Origin of the sequence: Pseudomonas sp. B6(2017), from assembly GCF_002112765.1 — a bacterium.
GTDB lineage: Bacteria > Pseudomonadota > Gammaproteobacteria > Pseudomonadales > Pseudomonadaceae > Aquipseudomonas > Aquipseudomonas piscis.
Map to the genome: position 1 here is coordinate 177,132 of NZ_NEIQ01000011.1, position 21,189 is coordinate 198,320.

Annotated in this window: 19 protein-coding genes; 7 read left to right on the top strand and 12 right to left on the bottom strand. The window is 64.6% G+C overall.

Annotation, left to right across the window (positions count from 1 at the left end; genetic code table 11):
• Position 1 precedes the first annotated feature (1 nt).
• The 11 genes from CAG11_RS20050 to CAG11_RS33270 all read right to left on the bottom strand — a co-directional run bounded on the left by CAG11_RS20050 (position 2) and on the right by CAG11_RS33270 (position 11,675).
• A complete protein-coding gene (locus CAG11_RS20050; protein ID WP_085597595.1) occupies positions 2 to 1,138 on the bottom strand; it encodes a glycosyltransferase family 2 protein in 1,137 nt (378 codons plus the stop codon).
• On the bottom strand, positions 1,131 to 2,096 hold the full coding sequence (locus CAG11_RS20055; protein WP_085597596.1) for a glycosyltransferase family 2 protein: 966 nt from the start codon (positions 2,094 to 2,096) through the stop codon (positions 1,131 to 1,133). Before CAG11_RS20055 ends, CAG11_RS20050 begins: the two co-directional genes overlap by 8 nt.
• Positions 2,097 to 2,203: 107 nt before the next feature.
• Complete coding sequence (locus tag CAG11_RS20060) at positions 2,204 to 3,553, bottom strand: O-antigen ligase (RefSeq protein WP_085597597.1); 1,350 nt, start codon at positions 3,551 to 3,553, stop codon at positions 2,204 to 2,206.
• Complete coding sequence (locus CAG11_RS20065) at positions 3,550 to 4,650, bottom strand: glycosyltransferase family 4 protein (protein ID WP_177409140.1); 1,101 nt, start codon at positions 4,648 to 4,650, stop codon at positions 3,550 to 3,552. Before CAG11_RS20065 ends, CAG11_RS20060 begins: the two co-directional genes overlap by 4 nt.
• 11 nt (positions 4,651 to 4,661) lie before the next feature.
• Positions 4,662 to 6,254 carry a lipopolysaccharide biosynthesis protein gene (locus CAG11_RS20070; RefSeq protein WP_085597598.1) on the bottom strand — a complete coding sequence of 531 codons (1,593 nt, stop codon included), beginning with the start codon at positions 6,252 to 6,254 and terminating at the stop codon, positions 4,662 to 4,664.
• Positions 6,255 to 6,264: 10 nt separating this feature from the next.
• On the bottom strand, positions 6,265 to 7,284 hold the full coding sequence (locus CAG11_RS20075) for a polysaccharide biosynthesis/export family protein (protein WP_022644538.1): 1,020 nt from the start codon (positions 7,282 to 7,284) through the stop codon (positions 6,265 to 6,267).
• A gap of 22 nt (positions 7,285 to 7,306) precedes the next feature.
• Positions 7,307 to 7,951 (bottom strand): CpsD/CapB family tyrosine-protein kinase, encoded by a 645-nt coding sequence (locus CAG11_RS20080; RefSeq protein WP_085597599.1) that lies wholly within the window; start codon positions 7,949 to 7,951, stop codon positions 7,307 to 7,309.
• Between the two features lies 1 nt (position 7,952).
• Positions 7,953 to 8,699, bottom strand: coding sequence for a sugar transferase (locus CAG11_RS20085; RefSeq protein ID WP_085597669.1), 747 nt, complete (start codon positions 8,697 to 8,699; stop codon positions 7,953 to 7,955).
• Between the two features lie 55 nt (positions 8,700 to 8,754).
• Complete coding sequence (locus CAG11_RS20090; RefSeq protein ID WP_085597600.1) at positions 8,755 to 9,771, bottom strand: NAD-dependent epimerase; 1,017 nt, start codon at positions 9,769 to 9,771, stop codon at positions 8,755 to 8,757.
• Positions 9,768 to 11,120 (bottom strand): UDP-glucose/GDP-mannose dehydrogenase family protein, encoded by a 1,353-nt coding sequence (locus CAG11_RS20095; protein WP_031321722.1) that lies wholly within the window; start codon positions 11,118 to 11,120, stop codon positions 9,768 to 9,770. Before CAG11_RS20095 ends, CAG11_RS20090 begins: the two co-directional genes overlap by 4 nt.
• 192 nt (positions 11,121 to 11,312) lie before the next feature.
• Entirely contained in the window at positions 11,313 to 11,675 is a 363-nt protein-coding gene (locus CAG11_RS33270) for a hypothetical protein (RefSeq protein WP_143494654.1), read from the bottom strand.
• Between the two features lie 99 nt (positions 11,676 to 11,774).
• Here CAG11_RS33270 and CAG11_RS20100 point away from each other — a divergent pair, with 99 nt between their 5' ends.
• Complete coding sequence (locus tag CAG11_RS20100) at positions 11,775 to 13,076, top strand: OprD family porin (protein WP_085597601.1); 1,302 nt, start codon at positions 11,775 to 11,777, stop codon at positions 13,074 to 13,076.
• Between the two features lie 152 nt (positions 13,077 to 13,228).
• Here CAG11_RS20100 and CAG11_RS20105 read toward each other — a convergent pair whose 3' ends face one another.
• Positions 13,229 to 14,167, bottom strand: coding sequence for a carbohydrate kinase (locus tag CAG11_RS20105; RefSeq protein WP_085597602.1), 939 nt, complete (start codon positions 14,165 to 14,167; stop codon positions 13,229 to 13,231).
• A 249-nt stretch (positions 14,168 to 14,416) separates the two neighbouring features.
• Between CAG11_RS20105 and CAG11_RS20110 the strand changes: the two genes are divergently transcribed.
• The 6 genes from CAG11_RS20110 (at position 14,417) to CAG11_RS20135 (ending at position 21,156) form a co-directional block, all read left to right on the top strand.
• On the top strand, positions 14,417 to 15,430 hold the full coding sequence (locus tag CAG11_RS20110; protein WP_085597603.1) for an AraC family transcriptional regulator: 1,014 nt from the start codon (positions 14,417 to 14,419) through the stop codon (positions 15,428 to 15,430).
• Positions 15,431 to 15,578: 148 nt separating this feature from the next.
• On the top strand, positions 15,579 to 17,243 hold the full coding sequence (locus CAG11_RS20115; protein WP_085597604.1) for an AMP-binding protein: 1,665 nt from the start codon (positions 15,579 to 15,581) through the stop codon (positions 17,241 to 17,243).
• A gap of 14 nt (positions 17,244 to 17,257) precedes the next feature.
• Positions 17,258 to 18,019, top strand: a complete 762-nt coding sequence (locus tag CAG11_RS20120) for an SDR family NAD(P)-dependent oxidoreductase (protein WP_053130164.1) — start codon at positions 17,258 to 17,260, stop codon at positions 18,017 to 18,019.
• A gap of 12 nt (positions 18,020 to 18,031) precedes the next feature.
• Positions 18,032 to 19,222, top strand: a complete 1,191-nt coding sequence (locus tag CAG11_RS20125) for an acetyl-CoA C-acyltransferase (protein WP_022644529.1) — start codon at positions 18,032 to 18,034, stop codon at positions 19,220 to 19,222.
• A 12-nt stretch (positions 19,223 to 19,234) separates the two neighbouring features.
• A complete protein-coding gene (locus tag CAG11_RS20130) occupies positions 19,235 to 20,362 on the top strand; it encodes an acyl-CoA dehydrogenase (protein WP_085597605.1) in 1,128 nt (375 codons plus the stop codon).
• A gap of 20 nt (positions 20,363 to 20,382) precedes the next feature.
• Positions 20,383 to 21,156 (top strand): enoyl-CoA hydratase, encoded by a 774-nt coding sequence (locus CAG11_RS20135; protein ID WP_085597606.1) that lies wholly within the window; start codon positions 20,383 to 20,385, stop codon positions 21,154 to 21,156.
• Positions 21,157 to 21,189 lie beyond the last annotated feature (33 nt).

The following is a 21,189-nucleotide window of genomic DNA, read 5'->3' on the forward strand; positions in this document are numbered from 1 at the left end:
GTCAGCGATTCTGTTGTGGGTTCCACAGGGCATAGCGCTGCCCGCGGAGAAATTGCCAGAGGCCCATGCTCATGCCGGCCAGGGTCACCAGGACGAAACCGGCCAGGCGAAACACCTTGGGCAAGCATCCGCTGCGGTCCAGAAGACCCAGCACGCCGGCGCCATAGCCCAGCAGCTGGGCGATGAGGCACAGGCTGTAGAAGACCCCGGCATTCCACAGCAGCAAGTTGGCCAGCAGCAGCGGCAGCAACAGGACCGGAGCCAGGCGGCGGATCAGCTTGTGGCTGATCAGGGCGATGGCATAGGCACCATGGCGCCAGGGATTCATCAGTTGCCGACGCTGAGCCAGGCTCTGCAGGCCGCCCACCGTGACTCGCAGGCGCCGGCGGTATTGCTTGCCGGCCTCGTCCACGCCCTGGTCCAGGACCTGGGCTTCTTCCACATAGACGATGCGCTTGCCCGCGACCGGGGCGCAGGTGCTGATGAAGAAGTCATCGTTGACCTCGGCCGGAATGCTCTGGAACAGCTCCCGGCGCAGGGCCAGCAACGCGCCATCGGCGGATACCATGCAGCCGGTGCGGTTCTCCGCCTGGCGTACCCAGGCCTCATAGTGGCGGTACAGGCTGTCGCCCAGGCTCAGGTTATGCCCGGGCCGGGGGATGATCATGTGTCCGCCGCACGCACCGACCTGCGGATCGCCCAGGGGCGCCAGGAGCTTGCCCAGGGTGTCGGTGGACCATTGGTTGTCGGCGTCGGTGAACACCAGGATGTCGTTGCGGGCCAACTCCACGGCGGCGTTCAGGGCCCCGGCCTTGCCCACCCGGGGCAGGTCCAGGACCACGATCCGCGGGTCGCGCACGGCCAGGGCAATGGCTACGGTATCGTCGCTGGAGCCATCGCTGGCGAGGATGATCTGCAAGTCGGGAGCCGGGTAGTCCTGGAGCAGCAGGGTACGCAGCTTGTGCTCGATGTGCGGGCCTTCGTTGTGGGCGGCGATGATCACGCTGACCGAAAGTGGCTGGCCGGACAGCTCAGGCCTTGGCCGCACGAAGCGGCTGAGCAGGGCCAGCAGCAGCGGGTAGCCGATCCAGGCGTAGATGGGCAGCAACAGGCAGAGCCAGAAAAGAGTCTTAGCCACGGTCGGGCCTCACGACAAAACGGTTGAACAGACCCTGCACCAGGGCCAGGGCCCCCAGATGCAGGCGAACCCAGTGCAGCAACCAGAGCTGCAGGACGAACAGCGGATCGCGCTGGCGCAGGCCCTGGCGCAGGGCCAGAACCAGCGGCGCCAGCGCGCCCGCAGCCAGGTACAGCAGGGCGCTGTCGGCCCGGCCCAGGAGCAGGGCGCCCAGCGCCAGCAGGCTGAGCAGCGCGCAAGCCAGGCACAGCAGGGGGAAGCGCAGCAGGCGCGGGCTTGCTCCGCCAGCCTTGAGCAATTGCACATGGCTGCCCTGGCGCCAGCGCTCCTTGGCAGCCCATTCGCGCCAGCTGCCCTCGAAGCCCCAATGCAGCACCTGGGGCCGGGGCAGGCTCAGTTGCCGGGCGCCGGCGGCGTGCAGGCGCAGGCCGAAGTCCTTGTCCTCACCGGTGCGCAGTTGCTCGTCGAAACCGCCGACGCGCTCGAACCACGCCCGCTCCAGGCACAGGTTGGGGGTGGGCATCCAGTGCAGCAGGCGGGCCTGGGTCCCGGCGGCCAGGCTGCGTCGCTGCCAGGCCCGGGCGAACCACGGCGCGCTGCTGGGGGCGGCGCAATCCAGGGCGAAGACCTCGGCGCTTCGTTGTCCCTGGGCCAGTTGCCAGAGTTGCAGCCAATCCTCGGGCACCTCGATGTCGGCATCGAGGAATGCCAGGCTGTCGCCGCTGGCGACCGCGGCCCCGCGGTTGCGCAGGGCGCCGATGTTCAGGCCCGGGCACAGCAGTACCCGGGCGCCCATCTCGCGAGCCTGTTGCGGGCCCTGGTCGATGGAGCCGTTGTCGACCACGATCAGTTCGCAGTCGACACCCGCCACCCGGGCCGCGCGCAGCACGCTGTCCAGGGTCCGGCCTATGTGCCGGGCCTCGTTGTACATGGGCACGATCACGCTGATCCTGTGCATCTTTGCCTCCCTTGGCCGGATTGGGTTGAAGTCGCGCTCGCCTTGCCGGCGAGCTTGGCGAACGCCGCTGCCCGGGGACCTGCGGCGCTCAGGCCCGCGGTAGCCGCTCATCGGCTGTCCTCGGCTTGACGGCGCAGCACGCTGGACAGGGCGAGGAAGATCCAGAGGTACTTGTGGTTCGGTGCACTGAGAAACAGCAGGAACACCGCCAGCGCCAACAGGCTCAGGCCCAGGTGGGTGGCGATGTCGGCCTGTTCCCGGGCGCCCCCGGCGAGGAATGCCTGGCGCGCGCGCGCGAAGTTGCGCAGGCCCATGAGCATCAGCGCGACGAAGCTCAGGCCCGCGGGAATCCCCAGCTCGCTGAACAGTTCCAGGTAGGTGTTGTGCGCCCGGCGATACAGGTCGGGCTCGTTGAGGTTCTCCGAGAAGCCGCTGGCGAAGCCGGTCTGCGCATAGTGCACGGGGAAGGTGCCCAGGCCCGAACCCAGCAGCGGGTTGTCGCGGATCATCTGCCCGCCCACGACCAGGTAGGAGGTGCGCCGGCCCAGGGAGGTGTCCTCGGCATGGGCACCGGACTTGAGCATGCTCAGGGACTTGATCCGCGCCACGTAGTCCGCTGGCAAGGCGGCGATGCCCAGGGGCACGAAGATCGCCACGGCGAACATGGCGAAGCCCAGGTGCTTGGGTCGCAGGCCCTTGAGCCGGTCGCGGTAGTGCCAGGCACCGATGGCGATGGTGAACAGCACCACCAGCAATCCGGAGCGCGAGTCGGTCTTGGTCATGCCGGCCATGAGGGTCAGGCCGATGGCGATCCAGAACAGCCGTAGCGGCCACCAGGGCGCGCGCAGGGCCAGGAGGATCGCCGGCGGCACGGCCATGGCGATCAGCAGGGCGAAGTAGTTGGCGTCTTGCAGCAGGCCGATGGCCCGGCCTCCCACCTGGTACTTGGCCGAGACCAGCGCGATCACGCAAGTGATGGCCACGCTCACCGCCAGCAAGCGGCAGAGCATCAGCAGGTTGGTCTCCCGGGCGATCAGCAAGGTGACGAAGAACAGCACCAGGCCCACCGCCAGCTCCCGCAGGCTGTCCAGGGACACGGCCAGGTTCTCGCTGTACATGAGGCTCAACAGCAGGCACAGCAGGAAGGGGCCCAGGGCTCGCCATAGATTGCTGCCCAGGCGGGTATCGGGAATGTGCCGCAACAGCAACTTGAACAGCATGATCAGGATCAGCGAGGCGCCCAGCAGCTTGGCCCCGGAAAAGGCGCTGTCCTTGAACAGGCCTTCGAACGGCACCAGGGCGCAGATGCCCAGCAGGCCCCAGCCCGGACGCCGATAGAGCACGGCCAGGCCCGCGAGGCCGACCACCACCAGGGGGGCCAGGAATGGCCAGGGGCTGGCCAGCAGGGCCAGGGCGGCCAGGCCCAGGAACAGGCCGAGAACAGGGGCGGCGATCATGCTGGGTCGGCCTCCCTGGCCAGGCGATACAGCTCGTCCCAGCTACGGGCCAGGGTCGGCAGGTGGTAATGCTCGCGCTGGGTAGCGCGTGCGGCCTCGGCCAGGGTCTGCGCCAGGGCCGGATCGTCCAGCAGCTCGCCGATGCACCGGGCCAGTTCGGCACTGTCCAGGGGGTTGGCCAAGAGGCCGTTGTGCCGGTGCTGCAGGACATCGGGAATACCGCCCACGGCGAACGCGGCGACTGGCGTGCCGGCTTGCATGGCTTCGAGCAGGATCATCGGCGTGCCTTCGGTGCGCGAGCTGATCACCAGGACATTGAGGCGTCGCAGCCAGGGCTGCATGTCTTGCTGGTAACCCGGCAACAGGATGCGCAGCGACAGGCCTTCGGCGTCGATGCGCTGGCGCAGGGCCTGGTTCTGCTCGCCGTCACCCAGCAGTACCGCCTTGAGCTGCGGGCGTTGCCGGCACAGGGCGACCAGGGCGTCGAGGAATAGATCCGGGCCCTTTTCCTCGCTCAGGCGGCCGACGAAACCCACCAGGGGCTCCATTTCGTCCCGGCGCACCTGGGGCTCGCCCGAGGGCGGTCCCTCGTAGTTGGTCGTGCGGGGCGGGAGCGGCTGCGGCAGGCCGTTGGCAATCACTTGCAGCTTGTCTGGCGCCACCCCGGCCGCCAGGTGCAGGCGGGCGATGCTCTGGGCGACGCAGGCCACGCGACGTACCTGGCGGCTGCGGCACAGGCGCAGGCTGGTCCAGGTATAGAGCTTCTGCTTCAGGCTCCTGGGCGTGAAGCCATGCTGGGTCAGGACCAATGGCAAGCGCAGGCGCCGGGCACAGATCCAGGCGAACACCTGGGCCTTGAAATTGTGTGCGTTGAGCAGCCCGGGTTGCTGGCGCAGGTGCGCCAGCAAGGACTTGAGGCCGCGACAGTTGTGGCAGGTCACGCCGGCTTCGGTGAAGCGCTGCAACAGCGCCGGCGGGGCGTCGAGGAACACCACCCGGTGCTGCCCGGGGGTGACCAGGCAGTGATCGAGCAACATGCGTTCGGCACCGTAGAAACCGCCGCTGTGGATCAGGTGCACGATGGGTTGCGCGGCCATGTTCAGGTTGCTCACTGCTTGGCCCAATGCCAGGCCCAACGCCAGGTCCAGCGCGGGTAGGGGTTGACCTGGGGTTGTTCGATCGCATTGAGGACCATCAGCACCGGCAGGCCGAGGTGGTCGTTGACCTGGGCCGGATGCTTGAAGCGATGGTCGAAGAACTCGTAGACATAACCCAGGGCGATGGCCAGCAGCAGGCCGGTGAGCAGGCCCAGGGGAATGATCAGCATCGGTTTGGGAAAGGCCGCTTCGCTAGGCTCGTAGGGCTGGCTGAGCACCCGGGCGTTGGACAGCTCGCCGCTGATCAGGCGTTCGCCGCGGCTTTCTTCATAGCGCTGGGTATAGGTGAAGAACGCCTTGTGCAGGGCGTCGATCTCGGTATCCAGTTGGCGCAGCTTGCTCAGCACCTCCTGCAAGTCACGTACACGGGCCTTGTAGTCGTTGATGCGGGTGGTCTTCTGGGCAATCACCGATTGGGTGATCTGCAACTCGCTGCTGCGTTCGCGAACACGATTCTCCACCACCTTGAGGAATTGCGCCCGGGCCCGCACGATCTGCTCGCGCTGTTGCTGCATCGGTACGCTGTCGGCGCGGTAGGTATCGGCGGTGACGCCGTACTGGCCCACCAGGTTGGTCAGTTGCTCGCCCAGTTGCTTGATCTCGCGATCCTCGTACGCCACGTTGTCCACGGTGTTGGCGAAGGCGAAGGGGAAGGTGTAGTCGGTCAAGCCGGCCTTGCGCGCGGCGGCGAGGCTCTTCTGCAAGTAGTCGAGACGACGCTGGTTCTCCAGGGCCTGGTCGCGATAGCCGTTGAGCGATTGCTCCTCGGTGTTGATGGCGTTCAGGCGGAAGGTGATTTCCTCCTTGGGGTCGGAGGCGTGGGCCGCTTCCAGCAGTGCCTGGCGCTTGCCTTCCAGGTCATCCAGGCGTGCCTGGTACTGGGCCTTCTTCTGTTCATAGAAGGCTTCGGGCAGTTCGTTGGATTGCAGGTCCTGGCGGTTCTTCAGGTAGTTGGCCAAGAGGCGTTCGACGAAGCGCGTGCCTTCGGCCGCGGACGGGCTGCTGTAGACGATGGAGATCACGTTGGAGCCGGGCAGGGTGCCGATCTTCAGGTCCTTGACCGCCTGGTTGGTGAAGGCGTCCAGGCTGGTATCGCGCACCGGGTCCACCGCCAGGCCGAAGAAGCCGCGCACCGGGTTGATCACATGATTGCGCAGTGGATTGATCACGCCATCGCGCAGGGGGTTGAACAGCAATCTGGCGAGCAACCCCTCGTTGCCGCCGAACAGGCCCTCGTCGCGCAACTGGCCGATGGTGTCGCGGATCAGGGTCGGCGAACGCAGGATGTTGCTCTCGGTCTCCATGTCCGCCAGCGATGGCGGGATGAATTTGTCGTTGTCCGGAGTGAGCACGGTGTTGGCATCGGTCTGCGACAGCTTTTTGGACTGCACTATGACTTCCGCGGTGATCTCGAAGCTCTGCTTGAGCACCAGCGGCAAGAGCAGCGCCAGCAGGGCGAAACCCAGGAATACCCGCTTGATCAGGCGCCGATTGACGAAGAACACGAGGAGAAACTCGTGCAGGTAGTTTTCGATCTTGGTCATCGAGGCGAACTCAGTTGTTATTCGATTCTTTGTTGTCGACGCGGTAGCCGAAGCTGAAGCCGACACCCTGGAACATGATCACGTCGGCCAGTTGCTTGCTCAGCGCACCGGCCTTGGCCAGGCGGGTCTTGGGCACGTAGAGCATGTCGTCCGGCTGCAGGTAGGCGAATTGCAGCGCCTTGCCGTCCAGCGCGGCGTCGGCGTCGTAGACCCGGGCCTCCACCTGGTTGCCCTTGCGCCGCATGATCACCACCGAGTCGAGGCGTGCGGTGGGGCCTGCGCCCTTGGCCAGGGTCAGGGCCTCGAGCACCGAGATCGGCCGGCGTACCGGGTAGGCGCCCGGCTGGCCGACTTCGCCCATGACGAACACCTCGTTGGCGGCGGTGGTCTTGAGCAGCACGTCGACGCTGACTTGTCCCACCTCCTTGGCGTAGCGCTGGTTGATCAGGCTCTGCAGCTCGCTCAGGCTCTTGCCCTGCAGCGACAGGCTGCCCAGCAGCGGGAAGCTCGCGCGGCCATCGGAGCCGACCACGATCTCGCGGCTCAGGCCGGTGGCCGGGTTGGTCAGGCTGGTACGCAGGTTGTCCAGCTGGGCCATGGCGTGGGAGATCGAGAAAGTGATCTGCGGTTTCTTCAGCACCTTGGCGTACTGCGCTTGCAGGGCCTGGCGCGCCTGCTCGGCGGACAACCCGGCGACCTGGATGTTGCCGATATAGGGCATGTCGATGCTGCCGTCGGGCAGCACCAGCTTGTTGCCCCCCAGTTCCGGGGCGGAAAGGAAGCTGATGTCCACCTGGTCGCCCGGTTGCACCAGGTAGCGCTGCTGGCTGGTGGTGCCGATATGGAAGATCACGTCCAGCACGTCCTGGGGCCGCAGCACCTGTTCGATGGGCATGACCTCGGTGAGCTGGGCCTGGTCGGCCGGGGCGCTGAGGATCTGCACCGGCATCTGTTGCGGCTCGCGGTTGACGCAGCCGCCCAGGGCCAGCAACAGCGACAGGCTCAGCAGGGAAAGTCTTGGCTTGTTCATGGTTACACGGTCCTTGTGCCGGTCAGAGGCGGTCGTAAACCCACTTGGGCATGTAGTACTTGCGGGCGTTGAACACGCTGCCGATCAGCTTCGCCTCGGCCTGGATCAAGCGTTGCGCGGCGGCCTGGGCCACTTCCCAGCGGGTTTCCTCGCTGCGCACCACCAGCACCACGCCATCGACCTGGGTGCTCAAGGTGAGGATGTCGCCGCTGCTGTACACCGGATCGCCATCGACGATCACGAAGCGGTACTGGCCGGCCAGGGTGTGCAGGAGCTCGCGCAACTGCTCGGCGGTCAGCCGCTCGCGGTATTGCTGGCGCCGGCCCAGGGGCAGCAGGTCGAAGTCCAGTTCCGCGCTGGTCTGGATGCATTCGCCCAGCGCCGGCGGGGTTTCGGCCAGGGCCAGGTCGAGAAAGCCCGGACACTGTTCCAGGCCCAGGCGCCGGGTCAGGCTGTCATCCGAAAGGCTGGTATCGACCAGCAGTACCCGGCCGCGACTGGTACGCGCCAGTTCGCTGGCCATGCTCAGGCAACTGCTGGTCACGCCGCTGTTGAGGTTGGCCGCGGTGAGCAGGATCACCTGCAGCTCCTGGTCGAGCACGGTCACTGCCAGGTTGCTTTCACTGGGACGCTGGATCTTCAGACTGGCAAGGGTTGCTGCCGCCATTTCAACTTGCTCCGTGGCCATTGAGGACCTTGAAAGGGGTTTTCATCAGGATCTTCAGGTCGAGCCAGGGGCTCTGCTGGAAGATGTAGGTCATGTCGAGGGTTACCCGACCGTCGAAGTCCACGTCGCTGCGCCCGGATACCTGCCATAGGCCGGTGATCCCCGGGTAGATGCTCAAGCGCCCCAGGTGGTGCTCCTTGTAGGTCTGGGCGTGGAACGAGGTGGGGCGCGGGCCGACGATGCGCATCTGGCCGAGCACCACGTTGATCAGGTTCGGCAGTTCGTCGAGGCTGGTACGACGCAGGAAGCCGCCGATCCCGGTGATCCGTGGGTCGCGGTCGATCTTGAAGTCCACCGAGTCCGGGCCGTGCTTGTTCAAGTGGCGCACCGAGTCCTTGAGGGCCTCGGCGTTGACCACCATGGTGCGGAACTTGTACATGCCGAACCGCCGGCCGCGAAAGCCGGTGCGCAACTGCACGAAGAACACCGGGCCGGGGCTGGTGAACTTGATCAGCAAGGCCACTACCAGCAACAGCGGCGACAACAGCACCAGCAACAGCGCGGCCAGTAATGCCGAGGTCAGGCGCTTGGTGCGCGACAGGGTCCAGGGGCGTCCACCTTGGCGGCCGCTGAGCCAGCCATGGTGTTGCAGGTCGATGGCGGCCTGGACCTTGCGCCGGAACGGATCGTTGCGCCGGTCTATGGGCGAGGGGGCGGCGCTGGCGGGCGACGAGACAGGTCTTTCCATATCCACCGGGAATACTTCCATTGCAAAGGTTCGGAAAAAGCGTGGGAATCGCTGTTCAGTTGCTGCTGCGGTAGTAGCCCAGGTACCACTGGACGAAGCTTCGCAGGCCATCCTCCAGGGGAACCTGGGGGCCGAAGCCGGTGAGGTTCTCCAGGGCGCTGACGTCCGCGTAGGTGTTGAGCACGTCGCCTGGTTGCAGGGGCAGGTATTCCACCTGGGCCGTGCGGCCGAGCAGTTTCTCCAGGGTCGCCACGTATTCCTTGAGCTGTACCGGGCGCTGGCCGCCGATATTGAACAGGCGCCAGGGCGCCATGCTGGTGGACGGGTCCGGCTGCTCGCGGTCCCATAGCGGGTCGCGTGCCGGTGGCTTGCCCAGCAGGCGTACAAGGGACTCGACGATGTCGTCGATATAGGTGAAGTCGCGCTGGTGCATGCCGTAGTTGAACAGCTTCAGCGGGCGCCCCTGGCTGATGGCGTCGGCGAACAGGATCGGCGACATGTCCGGCCGGCCCCAGGGGCCATAGACGGTGAAGAAGCGCAGGCCGGTGGCCGGTACGCCGAACAGGTGGGCGTAGCTGTGGGCCATCAGCTCATTGGCTTTTTTGCTGGCCGCGTACAGCGACAGTGGATGATCGACGTTGTCGCTGACCTTGTAGGGCGTCTGCTGGTTGGCGCCGTACACCGAGCTGGACGAGGCGTAGATCAGGTGCTGCACCGGATAGCGCCGGCACATTTCCAGCAGGTTGAGGAAGCCGCCGAGGTTGCTGTCCAGGTAGGCCTTGGGATTTTCCAGGGAGTAACGCACCCCGGCCTGGGCGGCGAGGTTGATCACCACCTGCGGACGGACCTCGGCGAATAGCCGGTCCAGGCCCGAGCTGTCGGCCAGGTCCAGGCGTTGCAGGGGAAAGTGCCCCACCTGGCGTTCCACCCAGCGCACTCGATCGTGCTTGAGCTGGGGGTCGTAGTAGTCGTTGAAATTATCCAGCCCGGTGACCTGGTGCCCATCCTTGAGCAAACGCAGTGCGGTATGGGCGCCGATGAATCCGGCGGCCCCGGTGATCAGGATATTCATGCGCAAAGTGCCCCCGGTACGCGATAGGGCAGGCCGATGCTCAGGTAATGCAGCCCGGCATCCGCTGCCTGTTGCGGGTTGTAGAGGTTGCGCCCATCGACGATCAGGCGGTCCTTGAGGGTCTCGCGCAGCAGTTTGAAGTCCACCACGCGAAAGGCTTTCCACTCGGTACAGATCACCAGCGCATCGGCACCCTGCAGGGTGTCGTCGCGGGTCGCGCACAGCTGCAGGTCATCGCGATAGCCGTACAGGCGCCGGCATTCGGTCATGGCCTCGGGGTCGAAGGCATGGACCTTGGCCCCGGCCTGCCACAGCGCTTCCATCAGGTAGCGGCTGGTGGCTTCGCGCATGTCATCGGTATTGGGCTTGAACGCCAGGCCCCACAAGGCGATGACCTTGCCCTGCAGGTTGTCCCCCAGGTGCGCCTTGAGCTTGCGGAACAGCACATGGCGTTGCTCTTCGTTGACGTCGCGCACGGTCTTGAGCATGTGCGGTTCCAGGCCGTGGCTCTGGGCCGTGTGGATCAAGGCGCGCAGGTCCTTGGGAAAGCACGAGCCGCCAAAACCGGCGCCGGGGTAGATGAAGTGGTAGCCAATGCGTGGATCGGCGCCGATGCCCTTGCGCACGGCGTTGATGTCGACCCCGAGACGCTCGGCCAGGTTGGCCATCTCGTTCATGAAGCTGATGCGGGTGGCGAGCATCGCGTTGGCCGCGTACTTGACCAGCTCGGCACTGCGGTTATCCATGAACATCAGGCGATCGTGGTTGTGGTTGAACGGGGCGTACAGCTCGCTCAACTGGTGGCGCGGCAGCTCGTGGGCGCAACCGATGATGATCCGGTCCGGGCGCATGCAATCGGCTACCGCCGAGCCTTCCTTGAGGAACTCCGGGTTGGACACCACATGCACCTGCAAGTGGGACTTGCCCAGGTCCGCCAGTTGCTCGGCGACGGTTTCGACCACCAGGTCGGCGGTGCCCACCGGGACCGTGGACTTGACCACCAGGGTCTTGTCGCTGGACATCAGGCTGGCAATTTCCCGTGCTACCGCCAGGACGTGGTCCAGGTCGGCGGAGCCGTCTTCGTTGGAGGGGGTGCCGACCGCGATGAAGATCACTTGCCCATGGCTCACGGCATCGCCGGGACGGGTGGTGAAATGCAGTCGGCCAGCCTTCTGATTCTCTTCGATCAGGGTCGCGAGGCCCGGCTCGTGAATCGGAGGAATGGAACGTTGCAGTTGGGCGATCTTGTGGCTGTCTATATCGACACAGACCACGTTATGCCCGACATCGGCCAGGGCGACGGCTTGTACCAGACCGACGTAGCCAGTACCAAAAACGCTGACTTCCAAGGGAACGACCTCGTCCATGATGAGTGTGTGGCGAGGGGATGCCCCACCTTCTGAAAAAAGCGTATGGCACATAGCCTTCATCGCGCGCTTTTTTTGACACTAGCATATGGCAAAGACGTTTAATTGACGTTTTTTGGCGTTGCATAAATGACGCAGTGGTTTTACTAGAATTTAAATATTAAAAAAATCCTTTTAAAACAATAAGATAAATACATTAATTATGGTCATAATGAAAAACGTCAAATACTTGTTATTTCTTACAAAAATGCCAAAAAACCCGACGAACGGTAGTTTTTTACCGAACAAAAATGATGCTTTTTTGCCGTCAGCTGCTACCGCTAGCTTGTCGAGGAGTGTTTTTTGAGCGTATGGACAGCTTTTCTTGGCTCGGCTTTCGCCTGGTAGAAAATGTCGGAAATGATCAGGTTTTGCTGAAAGCGCATGATCCTGAAGCGGCGCCACGGGGGCTGGAAAATAGTCGGAGACAGACTGGGGAGTCAGACTAAAGTCGGGTAGGGGGCTGGCGGGCGATCTGCCATCATTGCCGGTCTTCATTGATTCAATCAATTCAGTCGGCGCTACTTAATTCGCCGAGTGGATTTCCCCTGGGTCTTTCTTTACCTCGCGTCACTGATTTTCTGCTGGAGCCTGTTCATGCGTCCCCCTTTCCCTCTACTCAATCCGTGCCCGCTCCTGGGCCTCGGAGCCGCCGTCCTGTGCTCGGGTTTTACCCTGCAGGCGCAAGCCGCCGGTTTTCTCGAGGACAGTAGCGCCAAGCTCGAGTCGCGCACGGTCTACTTCAACCGGGACTTCCGTGATGGCCACACCAAGACGGCGCAGGGCGCATCCAAGCGCGAGGAGTCGGCCCAGGGCTTCATTTTCAACCTGCAATCGGGCTACACCGAAGGCACCGTGGGCTTTGGCCTCGATGCCCTGGGCATGCTGGGGATCAAGCTCGACTCCAGCCCGGATCGCAGCAATAGCGGCCTGCTGCCCTCCAGTGGGCATGATCCACGAGGCTCGGCCGACCAGTACGCCAAGCTTGGCCTGACCGCCAAGGTGCGCATGTCCCAGACCGTGTTCAAATACGGCGCGCAATTGCCGGACCTGCCGCTGCTCAAGTACAACGACGGGCGCCTGCTGCCCACCATGTTCAATGGCGCGGTATTGACCTCCAAGGAGGTCAAGGACCTGACCTTCACCGCAGCCCGCCTGAATCGCTACACCGCCCGGGATTCCACCGATTCCCAGGACATTCGCGTGCATTGCAAGAACAAGCGCTATGCCTGCAACACCACGGCGGATCACTTCGACACCTACGGCCTGGACTACAAGTTCAGCGACCGCCTCAGCGGCCAGTACCATTACGCCGAACTCGAGGATATTTATCGCCAGCACTTCATCGGCCTGGTGGCCAACCAGCCCCTGGGGCCCGGGGTGCTCAAGGGTGACTTGCGCCTGATCAAGAGTGATGACAGCGGCAGCGCCCGTGCCGGCAGCATCGATCACCGGGCCCTGAGCACCATGCTCAGCTACGGCCTGGGCGGGCATGTGTTCAGTGCGGGTTGGCAGCGCATGTATGGCGATAACTCGATGCCGTACCTGGATGGCAGCAACCCGTACCTGGTGAACTACGTCCAGGTCAACGACTTCGCCGCGATCCAGGAACGCTCCTGGCAATTGCGCTACGACTACGACTTCAAGGCGGTGGGCATCAATGGCCTGAGCTTCCTGACTCGCTATGTCAGCGGCGACAACATCAAGGTCCCGGGCAGCCTGCGTGAAGGTCGTGAATGGGAACGCGACAGCGAGCTCAAGTATGTGGTGCAAAGCGGCACGTTCAAGGACGTCAGCCTGCGCCTGCGCAACGCCACCTATCGCAGCAACTACCAGAAGATCGCCCGCGACATGGATGAAACCCGCCTGATCGTCAGCTACAACTTCTCGATCTTCTGATCCCCTGCCGCAGGCTCCGGGAGCCCGCGGCTTGTAGCCGCTGTCGAGCCCGTGGCGAGGCTGCGCGAAGGCCCGCAGAGTCTTGCCTCGATCTACTGCGGGCAGGAGCAGCATCTGCCACGCAGCCCGTGGCAGCAGCTACAGGGAGCGGTTCAGGTCAACTGGTGGCGGTACGGCAGGTCCGGCCCGGTACGGGTGCAGGTCAGGGCCGCGGCGTTGACGGCGAAGCGCAGCAGGGCGTCGATCTGCTCGCGCTCCAGCTGCTCAAGACCCAGGGGCGAGTCCAGTCCTTGCTCGGTCAGCCAGGTGATCAACGCTGCCTGGAAGGTATCGCCGGCGCCCACGGTGTCGGCCACCTGCACTTTGGGCGTCGCGACCGACCAGTGGCCATGCCGCTGGCTGAAGACCGTCGCGCCCTGGCTGCCACGGGTCAGGAACACCAGCTTGGCGCTGCCTTGCAGCCAACCGCGGATCAGCACTTCGGGTGCCTGCCCGGGGTACAGCTGCTCGAGGTCTTCGTCGCTGACCTTGATCAGGTCGGCCTGGCCGGCCAGTTCATCGATGCGCTGGCGCCATAGCTGGATGTCCGGTTGCGGACCGAGCCGCACATTGGGGTCGAGGCTGACCAGGCGCCGGCCCCGCTCGCGCCTTGCCAGTGCCAACAAGGTGTCGGCAATCGGCTGTACCACCAGGGAATAGGAGCCGATGTGCAGCCCGCGCACCTGTTCGCCCAGTTCAGGCAGATGCTCGACCAGGAGCTGGCGATCGGCACATCCTTCGCCGCGAAAGCTGTAGTGGGGAGAGCCGTCGGCGCCCACGGCCACCATGGCCAGGGTGCTGGGGGCGTCGAATTCCTGCAGGTAGCCAGTGTCCACGCCTTCGTTGTCCAGCACCTGTCGCAGGCGTTGGCCCAGGTAGTCCCGGGATAGCCCCGCCAGCAACGCCACATCGACGCCCAGGCGGCGCAGGCCCACCGCCACGTTGAATGGCGAGCCACCGGCGATCGCCTGGAAGGCTACCTTGTTGGCCGGGGCTCCGGCTTCGTCCGCGCTGAAGAAGTCGAACAGCGCTTCACCACACACCAGATACATAGTCATTCACTCTGCAAGGGGTTGCCAGTTGCTGTCCATGGACTTGCGCAGCGGTTGGCGGGCCGCCCGGGCGCCAGGCGCCGGGTGGTGCATGATAGGGCGAGCGTCGTGGGGTTTTCGATCCCTCTTTGCCTGTGGATCAGCTATCGGCAGCCAGCACGAGCTTATAGCCCAAGGTCCACTGGCTTTTTGCGCTTCACTGCCTAAGATGGCCGTCCTGGTCCCTTGCGTTGGAAATCTCTGTTCACGATGTCGGAAAAAGACACCATCTCCCTGCAACTGGTGCGTGAAGCGCTGTTGCAAAGTTGCGCTCCGGGCGCCGCCACCGATGAAGTACTGCACAAGGTCGGCATCGATCCGGCCGGCTTGCAGCAGGGCACCGGTCGGGTGCCGGCCAGCGCCTATGCGCGGCTCTGGCGCTTGCTGGCCAGGAGGCTGGACGATGAATTCTTCGGCATGGACCCGCGCAAGCTCAAGTCCGGCAGCCTGGCATTCCTCTGTCGTTCGGCCATGGCCCAGCCGACCCTGGCCCAGGGCCTGGATTCGGTGCTGGGATTCCTGTCGCTGATGCTCGAGCACCTGCCGGCGCAACTGGTGCGCCAGCAGAGCCTGGCGGAGATCGTGTTGCTGGAGGAGGTGTCTTCGCGCCGGGCCTTCACCTATTTCACTTACTGGATGATCGTCCATGGGGTGGCTTGCTGGCTGGCCGGACGGCGAATCCCCATCCTGGCCATCGAGCTGCGCTGCCCACAGCCGGAGTTTTGCGACGACTATCGGGTGATGTTCTCCGATAACCTGCGCTTCGACCGGCCGCGCACGCGGATGATCATCGCCGCCGATTGCCTGGACCTGCCGATCAAGCGCAGCGATGAGGAGCTCAAGCGCTTCCTCGGCCATGCCCCGGCCAATATCCTGGTCAAGTACCGCGATCCGCAGAGCCTGGCCAGTCGTATCAAGCAACAGCTGCGGCAGTTGCCGGGGGAGCAGTGGCCGGAAGCCGAGAGCCTGGCCCAGAGCCTGTGCATTTCCGCCTCGACCCTGCGCCGGCGCCTGGCCGAGGAGGGGCAGAGCTACCAGGCCCTCAAGGATGGGGTGCGCAAGGAGCTGGCCATCATCTGGCTGGCCGAGCCGCAGATCAGCTTCGCCGAGATCGCCGAGCGCCTGGGATTTGCCGATACCAGTTCGTTCTACAAGGCGTTTCGCAAGTGGTCCGGCTCCAATCCCGGGCACTATCGCAGCCTGATCCTCAACGTGCCGGCCTGACCCTTGGCCAAACCGGTCACGCAACTTGACAGCTTTGACCATTGTCCGGCCAGGGTCCTGGCGCCAGTATTTCGTTGATTCTGATGAGGTTCCCCCCATCAGGCCGTTGAAAAACTGCCTGCTATAAGAACAACGAGGGCTTCTGGCAATGCGCGATTACCTGTCCGCCACCGCAAACTTCAACTACCAGCACACCGTCGATGCCACCCTGGCCGGATCGCTGCAGGCGCTCAATGCCTGCGTCGAGTGTTGTGACCGGCATGCGTTGCCCGGTCGCATCGCGTTGTTCTGGGAGGGCAAGGACGGCAGCAGCGCCAGCTACACCTTCACCGATCTACAAGACAAGGCCGGGCGCCTGGCCAACTTCCTCCTGGCCCAGGGCGTAGGCAGGGGCGACAAGGTCGCAGGCCTTTTGCCGCGCAATGTCGAGCTGTTGATCACGGTCCTGGCCACCTGGCGCATTGGCGCGGTGTACCAACCGCTGTTCACCGCCTTCGGACCCAAGGCCATCGAGCATCGGCTCAGCAGCTCCGAAGCCAAGGTGGTGGTGACTGACGCGGTCAACCGTCCCAAGCTCGCCGAGCTCGCCAACTGCCCGACCGTGGTCACCGTGGCTGGCGCCAAGGGGCAGGGCATCGTGCGTGGCGACTTCAGTTTCTGGGCCGAGCTGGAGCGATATCCGGCCCGTTGCGAACCGGTGCTGCTCACTGGCGAAGACCCCTTCCTGCTGATGTTCACCTCGGGCACCACCGGGCCGTCCAAGGCGCTGCAAGTGCCGCTCAAGGCCATGGTCGCGTTCCAGAGCTATACCCGCGATGCGGTGGACCTGCGACCTGAAGATGCGTTCTGGAACGTCGCCGACCCGGGCTGGGCCTATGGCATCTATTTCGGCATCACCGGTCCGCTGGGCCTGGGTCATCCGATTACCTTCTACGACGGCCCCTTCACCCTCGAAAGTACCTGCCGGGTGATCAACAAGTACGGCATCACCAACCTCACCGGATCCCCCACTGCCTACCGGCTGCTGATCGCCGGTGGTGATCAGTTCGCCCGTTCGATCAAGGGGCGCTTGCGCATTGTCAGCAGTGCCGGCGAGCCGCTGAACCCGGAAGTGATCCGCTGGTTCGCCGAGCACCTTGAGGTGGTGATCCACGACCACTACGGCCAGACCGAACTGGGCATGGTGCTGTGCAACCACCACGCCCTGGAGCATCCGGTGCATGTCGGCGCCGCCGGTTTCGCCTCGCCGGGCCATCGCATCGTGGTACTGGACGAAGAGTACCGCGAGCTGGGGATCGGCCAGCCGGGGATCCTCGCCATTGACCGCCGGCAGTCGCCGATGTGCTGGTTCGCCGGTTACTCCGGGGCACCGACCAGGGCCTTCGTCGGCGATTACTACCTGAGCGGCGATACCGTCGAGCTGAACCCGAACGGCAGCATCAGCTTCGTCGGGCGCAGCGACGATGTCATTACCACCTCCGGTTACCGAGTCGGCCCGTTCGATGTGGAAAGCGCCCTGGTGGAGCATCCGGCGTTGGTCGAGGCGGCAGTGGTGGGCAAGCCCGATCCTGAGCGCACCGAGGTGATCAAGGCTTTTGTGGTGCTGGGTGAACGTTACCGCGCCACCCCGGAATTGGCCGAGGAGCTGCGCCAGCATGTGCGCAAGCGCCTGGCGGCCCATTCCTATCCGAGGGAAATCGAGTTCGTCAGCGAATTGCCCAAGACCCCCAGCGGCAAATTGCAGCGCTTTATCTTGCGCAACCAGGAAATCGCCAAGGCTCAAGAGGCCGCGGCGGCAACAGTCAACGCGTGAACAGGATTTGAACGATGCAGATTCAGAACAAGGTTTTTCTCGTCAGTGGTGGTGCCTCGGGCCTCGGTGCGGCCAGCGCTGAAATGCTCGTGGCCGCCGGCGCCAGGGTGATGCTGGTGGACCTCAATGCCGAGGCCGTGGCGGCCAAGGCGCAGCAGTTGGGATGCCAGAGCGTGGTCGCCGACATCAGTCAGGAAGCAGCAGCCGAAGCGGCGGTCCAGGCGACGGTCCAGGCCTTCGGCGGGCTCCATGGCCTGGTCAGCTGTGCCGGCATCGTGCGGGGCGAGAAGATCCTCGGCAAGAACGGTCCCCATGCCCTGGCGAGCTTCGCCCAGGTGATCAACGTCAACCTGATCGGCAGTTTCAACCTGATGCGCCTGGCGGCCGCGGCCATCGCCGAAGGCCAGGCCGATGCCGAAGGCGAGCGCGGGGTGATCATCAATACCGCTTCCGTCGCTGCCTTCGACGGGCAGATCGGCCAAGCAGCCTACGCCGCTTCCAAGGGCGCCGTGGCCAGCCTGACCCTGCCGGCGGCCCGCGAGCTGGCGCGCTTCGGTATCCGGGTGATGACCATTGCCCCGGGGATTTTCGAAACACCGATGATGGCCGGCATGAGCGACGAGGTCCGGGCCTCCCTGGCCGCAGGCGTGCCATTCCCACCGCGCCTGGGCAAACCTGCCGAGTACGCCGCGCTGGTACGGCATATCATTGAAAACAGCATGCTCAACGGCGAGGTGATCCGTCTCGACGGCGCCTTGCGCATGGCCGCCAAGTAAGGAGGATTCATCATGTCGATTGCCCAAGATCCGATTGTCATCGTCAGCGCCGTACGTACCCCCATGGGGGGCTTCCAGGGCGAATTGAAAGGCCTCAGCGCGCCACAGCTGGGTGCCGAGGCCATCCGCGCCGCCGTGCAGCGGGCCGGGGTCGCCGCCGACAGCGTGGAAGAAGTGCTGTTCGGTTGCGTGCTGTCCGCCGGCCTTGGCCAGGCTCCGGCACGCCAGGCGGCCCTGGGGGCCGGCCTGGACAAAGGCACCCGTTGTACCACCCTGAACAAGATGTGCGGCTCGGGCATGGAGGCCACCATCCTGGCCCACGACATGCTGCTGGCCGGCAGTGCCGAGGTGGTGATCGCCGGCGGCATGGAGAGCATGTCCAACGCCCCGTACCTGCTGGACCGCGCTCGGGCCGGCTACCGCATGGGCCATGGCAAGGTGCTGGACCACATGTTCCTCGATGGCCTGGAAGACGCCTACGACAAGGGCCGGCTGATGGGCACCTTCGCCGAGGACTGCGCCGAGGCCAACGGTTTTACCCGCCAGGTCCAGGACGAGTTCGCCATAGCGTCGCTGACCCGTGCCCAGCAAGCGATCAAGGATGGCCTGTTCAAGGACGAGATCGTTCCCCTGCAAGTGACCATCGGCAAGGAGTCCCGGCTGATCAGCGATGACGAGCAGCCGCCCAAGGCCAAGCTGGACAAGATCGCCAGCCTCAAGCCGGCGTTCCGCGAAGGTGGCAGCGTGACGGCCGCCAACTCCAGCTCGATTTCCGACGGCGCCGCGGCGCTGCTGCTGATGCGCCGTTCCGAAGCGCAGAAGCGCGGGCTCAAGCCACTGGCGGTGATCCATGGCCATGCGGCCTTCGCCGATACCCCGGGCCTGTTCCCGGTGGCTCCGGTCGGCGCCATCGAGCGCCTGATGAAGAAGACCGGCTGGTCCCTGGACCAAGTGGACCTGTTCGAGATCAACGAGGCTTTCGCCGTGGTCAGCCTGGTGACCATGAGCAAGCTGGAAATCCCCCATGACAAGGTCAACGTGCACGGCGGTGCCTGCGCCCTGGGCCATCCGATCGGCGCCTCCGGCGCGCGGATCCTGGTGACCCTGCTCTCGGCCCTGCGCCAGAAGGGCCTCAAGCGTGGCGTGGCCGCGATCTGCATCGGCGGTGGCGAAGCCACGGCCATGGCCATCGAATGCCTGTAACGAGGACCTGCCATGTTGCCCAATGACGAACAACAACAGATCAGCGATGCGGCCCGGCTATTCGCCCAGGAGCGTCTCAAGCCTTTTGCCGCTGACTGGGACCGCGAGCATCGCTTTCCCAGGGAAGCCATTGCCGAGATGGCCGAAATGGGCTTCTTCGGCATGCTGGTGCCAGAGCAGTGGGGCGGTTGCGACACCGGTTACCTGGCCTATGCCATGGCCCTGGAGGAAGTCGCCGCCGGCGATGGCGCCTGTTCCACCATCATGAGTGTGCACAACTCGGTGGGTTGCGTGCCGATCCTCAAGTTTGGCAATGATGACCAGAAGGAGCGCTTCCTCAAGCCCCTGGCCAGCGGCAGCATGCTCGGGGCCTTCGCCCTGACCGAACCCCAGGCCGGTTCCGATGCCAGCAGCCTGAAGACCCGGGCCCGCCGCGACGGCGACCACTATGTGCTCAATGGCTGCAAGCAGTTCATCACCTCGGGGCAGAACGCCGGAGTGGTGATCGTCTTCGCGGTCACTGATCCGGCGGCGGGCAAGCGCGGTATCAGCGCGTTCATCGTGCCCACCGACGCGCCGGGCTATAAGGTCGCGCGGATCGAGGACAAGCTCGGCCAGCACGCTTCCGACACCTGCCAGATCCTCTTCGAGGATGTGAAGGTGCCGGTGGCCAACCGCCTGGGGGCGGAGGGCGAGGGCTACAAGATCGCCCTGGCCAACCTCGAAGGCGGCCGGGTCGGTATCGCTTCGCAATCGGTGGGCATGGCCCGTGCCGCGTTCGAGGCGGCGCGCGACTACGCCCGCGAGCGCGAGACCTTCGGCCAGCCGATCATCGAGCACCAGGCCGTGGCTTTCCGCCTGGCGGACATGGCCACCCAGATCGCCGTGGCGCGGCAGATGGTGCATTACGCCGCCGCGCTGCGCGACAGCGGCAAGCCGGCCCTGGTGGAGGCCTCGATGGCCAAGCTGTTCGCCTCGGAGATGGCCGAGAAGGTCTGTTCCGCGGCCTTGCAAACCCTGGGCGGCTATGGCTATTTGAGCGACTTCCCGCTGGAGCGGATCTACCGTGATGTACGGATCTGCCAGATCTATGAAGGCACCAGCGACATTCAGCGCATGGTCATTTCGCGCAATCTCTGACTTTTAGCAGGAGCTGATTCATGAGCTACGAAACCATTCTGTTGGATATCAAGGGCCGGGTCGGCCTGATCACCCTCAACCGCCCGCAAGCCTTGAACGCGCTCAACGCGCAGATCGTCGGCGAGATCAACCAGGCCCTGGATCGCCTGGAAGCCGATCCGCAGATCGGCTGCATCGTCATCACCGGCTCGAAGAAAGCCTTCGCCGCCGGCGCCGACATCAAGGAAATGGCTGAGCTGAGCTATCCGCAGATCTATCTCGACGACCTGTTCAGCGACAGCGACCGGGTGGCCAACCGGCGCAAGCCGATCATCGCCGCGGTCAATGGCTTTGCCTTGGGTGGCGGTTGCGAACTGGCACTGATGTGCGACTTCATCCTGGCCGGCGACAACGCCAAGTTCGGCCAGCCGGAAATCAACCTCGGCGTGCTGCCGGGCATGGGCGGCACCCAGCGCCTGACCCGCGCCGTGGGCAAGGCCAAGGCGATGGAACTGTGCCTGACGGGACGTTTCATCGACGCCGTGGAAGCTGAGCGTTGCGGCATCGTCGCGCGTATCGTGCCGGCCGACGAGTTGGTGGAAGAAGCACTGAAGGTCGCCGCGCTGATCGCCGGCAAGTCGGTGCCGGTGAGCATGATGATCAAGGAAAGCGTGAACCGCGCTTTCGAGGTCAGCCTGTCCGAAGGCGTGCGCTTCGAGCGCCGGGTATTCCACGCTGCCTTCGCCACCCAGGACCAGAAGGAAGGCATGGCCGCCTTCATCGCCAAGCGCGAGCCGCAGTTCAAGGACCGCTGAGGCGGTTCGCGGCGATAAAAAAATCGCAGCTTT

Excerpts from the sequence above, each read along its gene's own strand:
- CAG11_RS20055 (WP_085597596.1), bottom strand. The coding sequence starts at position 2,096 with ATGCACAGGATCAGCGTGATCGTGCCCATGTACAACGAGGCCCGGCAC.
- CAG11_RS20060 (WP_085597597.1), bottom strand. The coding sequence starts at position 3,553 with ATGATCGCCGCCCCTGTTCTCGGCCTGTTCCTGGGCCTGGCCGCCCTG.
- CAG11_RS20065 (WP_177409140.1), bottom strand. The coding sequence starts at position 4,650 with ATGGCCGCGCAACCCATCGTGCACCTGATCCACAGCGGCGGTTTCTAC.
- CAG11_RS20070 (WP_085597598.1), bottom strand. The coding sequence starts at position 6,254 with ATGACCAAGATCGAAAACTACCTGCACGAGTTTCTCCTCGTGTTCTTC.
- CAG11_RS20075 (WP_022644538.1), bottom strand. The coding sequence starts at position 7,284 with ATGAACAAGCCAAGACTTTCCCTGCTGAGCCTGTCGCTGTTGCTGGCC.
- CAG11_RS20080 (WP_085597599.1), bottom strand. The coding sequence starts at position 7,951 with ATGGCGGCAGCAACCCTTGCCAGTCTGAAGATCCAGCGTCCCAGTGAA.
- CAG11_RS20085 (WP_085597669.1), bottom strand. The coding sequence starts at position 8,699 with ATGGAAAGACCTGTCTCGTCGCCCGCCAGCGCCGCCCCCTCGCCCATA.
- CAG11_RS20090 (WP_085597600.1), bottom strand. The coding sequence starts at position 9,771 with ATGAATATCCTGATCACCGGGGCCGCCGGATTCATCGGCGCCCATACC.
- CAG11_RS33270 (WP_143494654.1), bottom strand. The coding sequence starts at position 11,675 with ATGAAGACCGGCAATGATGGCAGATCGCCCGCCAGCCCCCTACCCGAC.
- CAG11_RS20100 (WP_085597601.1), top strand. The coding sequence starts at position 11,775 with ATGCGTCCCCCTTTCCCTCTACTCAATCCGTGCCCGCTCCTGGGCCTC.
- CAG11_RS20105 (WP_085597602.1), bottom strand. The coding sequence starts at position 14,167 with ATGTATCTGGTGTGTGGTGAAGCGCTGTTCGACTTCTTCAGCGCGGAC.
- CAG11_RS20110 (WP_085597603.1), top strand. The coding sequence starts at position 14,417 with ATGTCGGAAAAAGACACCATCTCCCTGCAACTGGTGCGTGAAGCGCTG.
- CAG11_RS20115 (WP_085597604.1), top strand. The coding sequence starts at position 15,579 with ATGCGCGATTACCTGTCCGCCACCGCAAACTTCAACTACCAGCACACC.
- CAG11_RS20120 (WP_053130164.1), top strand. The coding sequence starts at position 17,258 with ATGCAGATTCAGAACAAGGTTTTTCTCGTCAGTGGTGGTGCCTCGGGC.
- CAG11_RS20125 (WP_022644529.1), top strand. The coding sequence starts at position 18,032 with ATGTCGATTGCCCAAGATCCGATTGTCATCGTCAGCGCCGTACGTACC.
- CAG11_RS20130 (WP_085597605.1), top strand. The coding sequence starts at position 19,235 with ATGTTGCCCAATGACGAACAACAACAGATCAGCGATGCGGCCCGGCTA.
- CAG11_RS20135 (WP_085597606.1), top strand. The coding sequence starts at position 20,383 with ATGAGCTACGAAACCATTCTGTTGGATATCAAGGGCCGGGTCGGCCTG.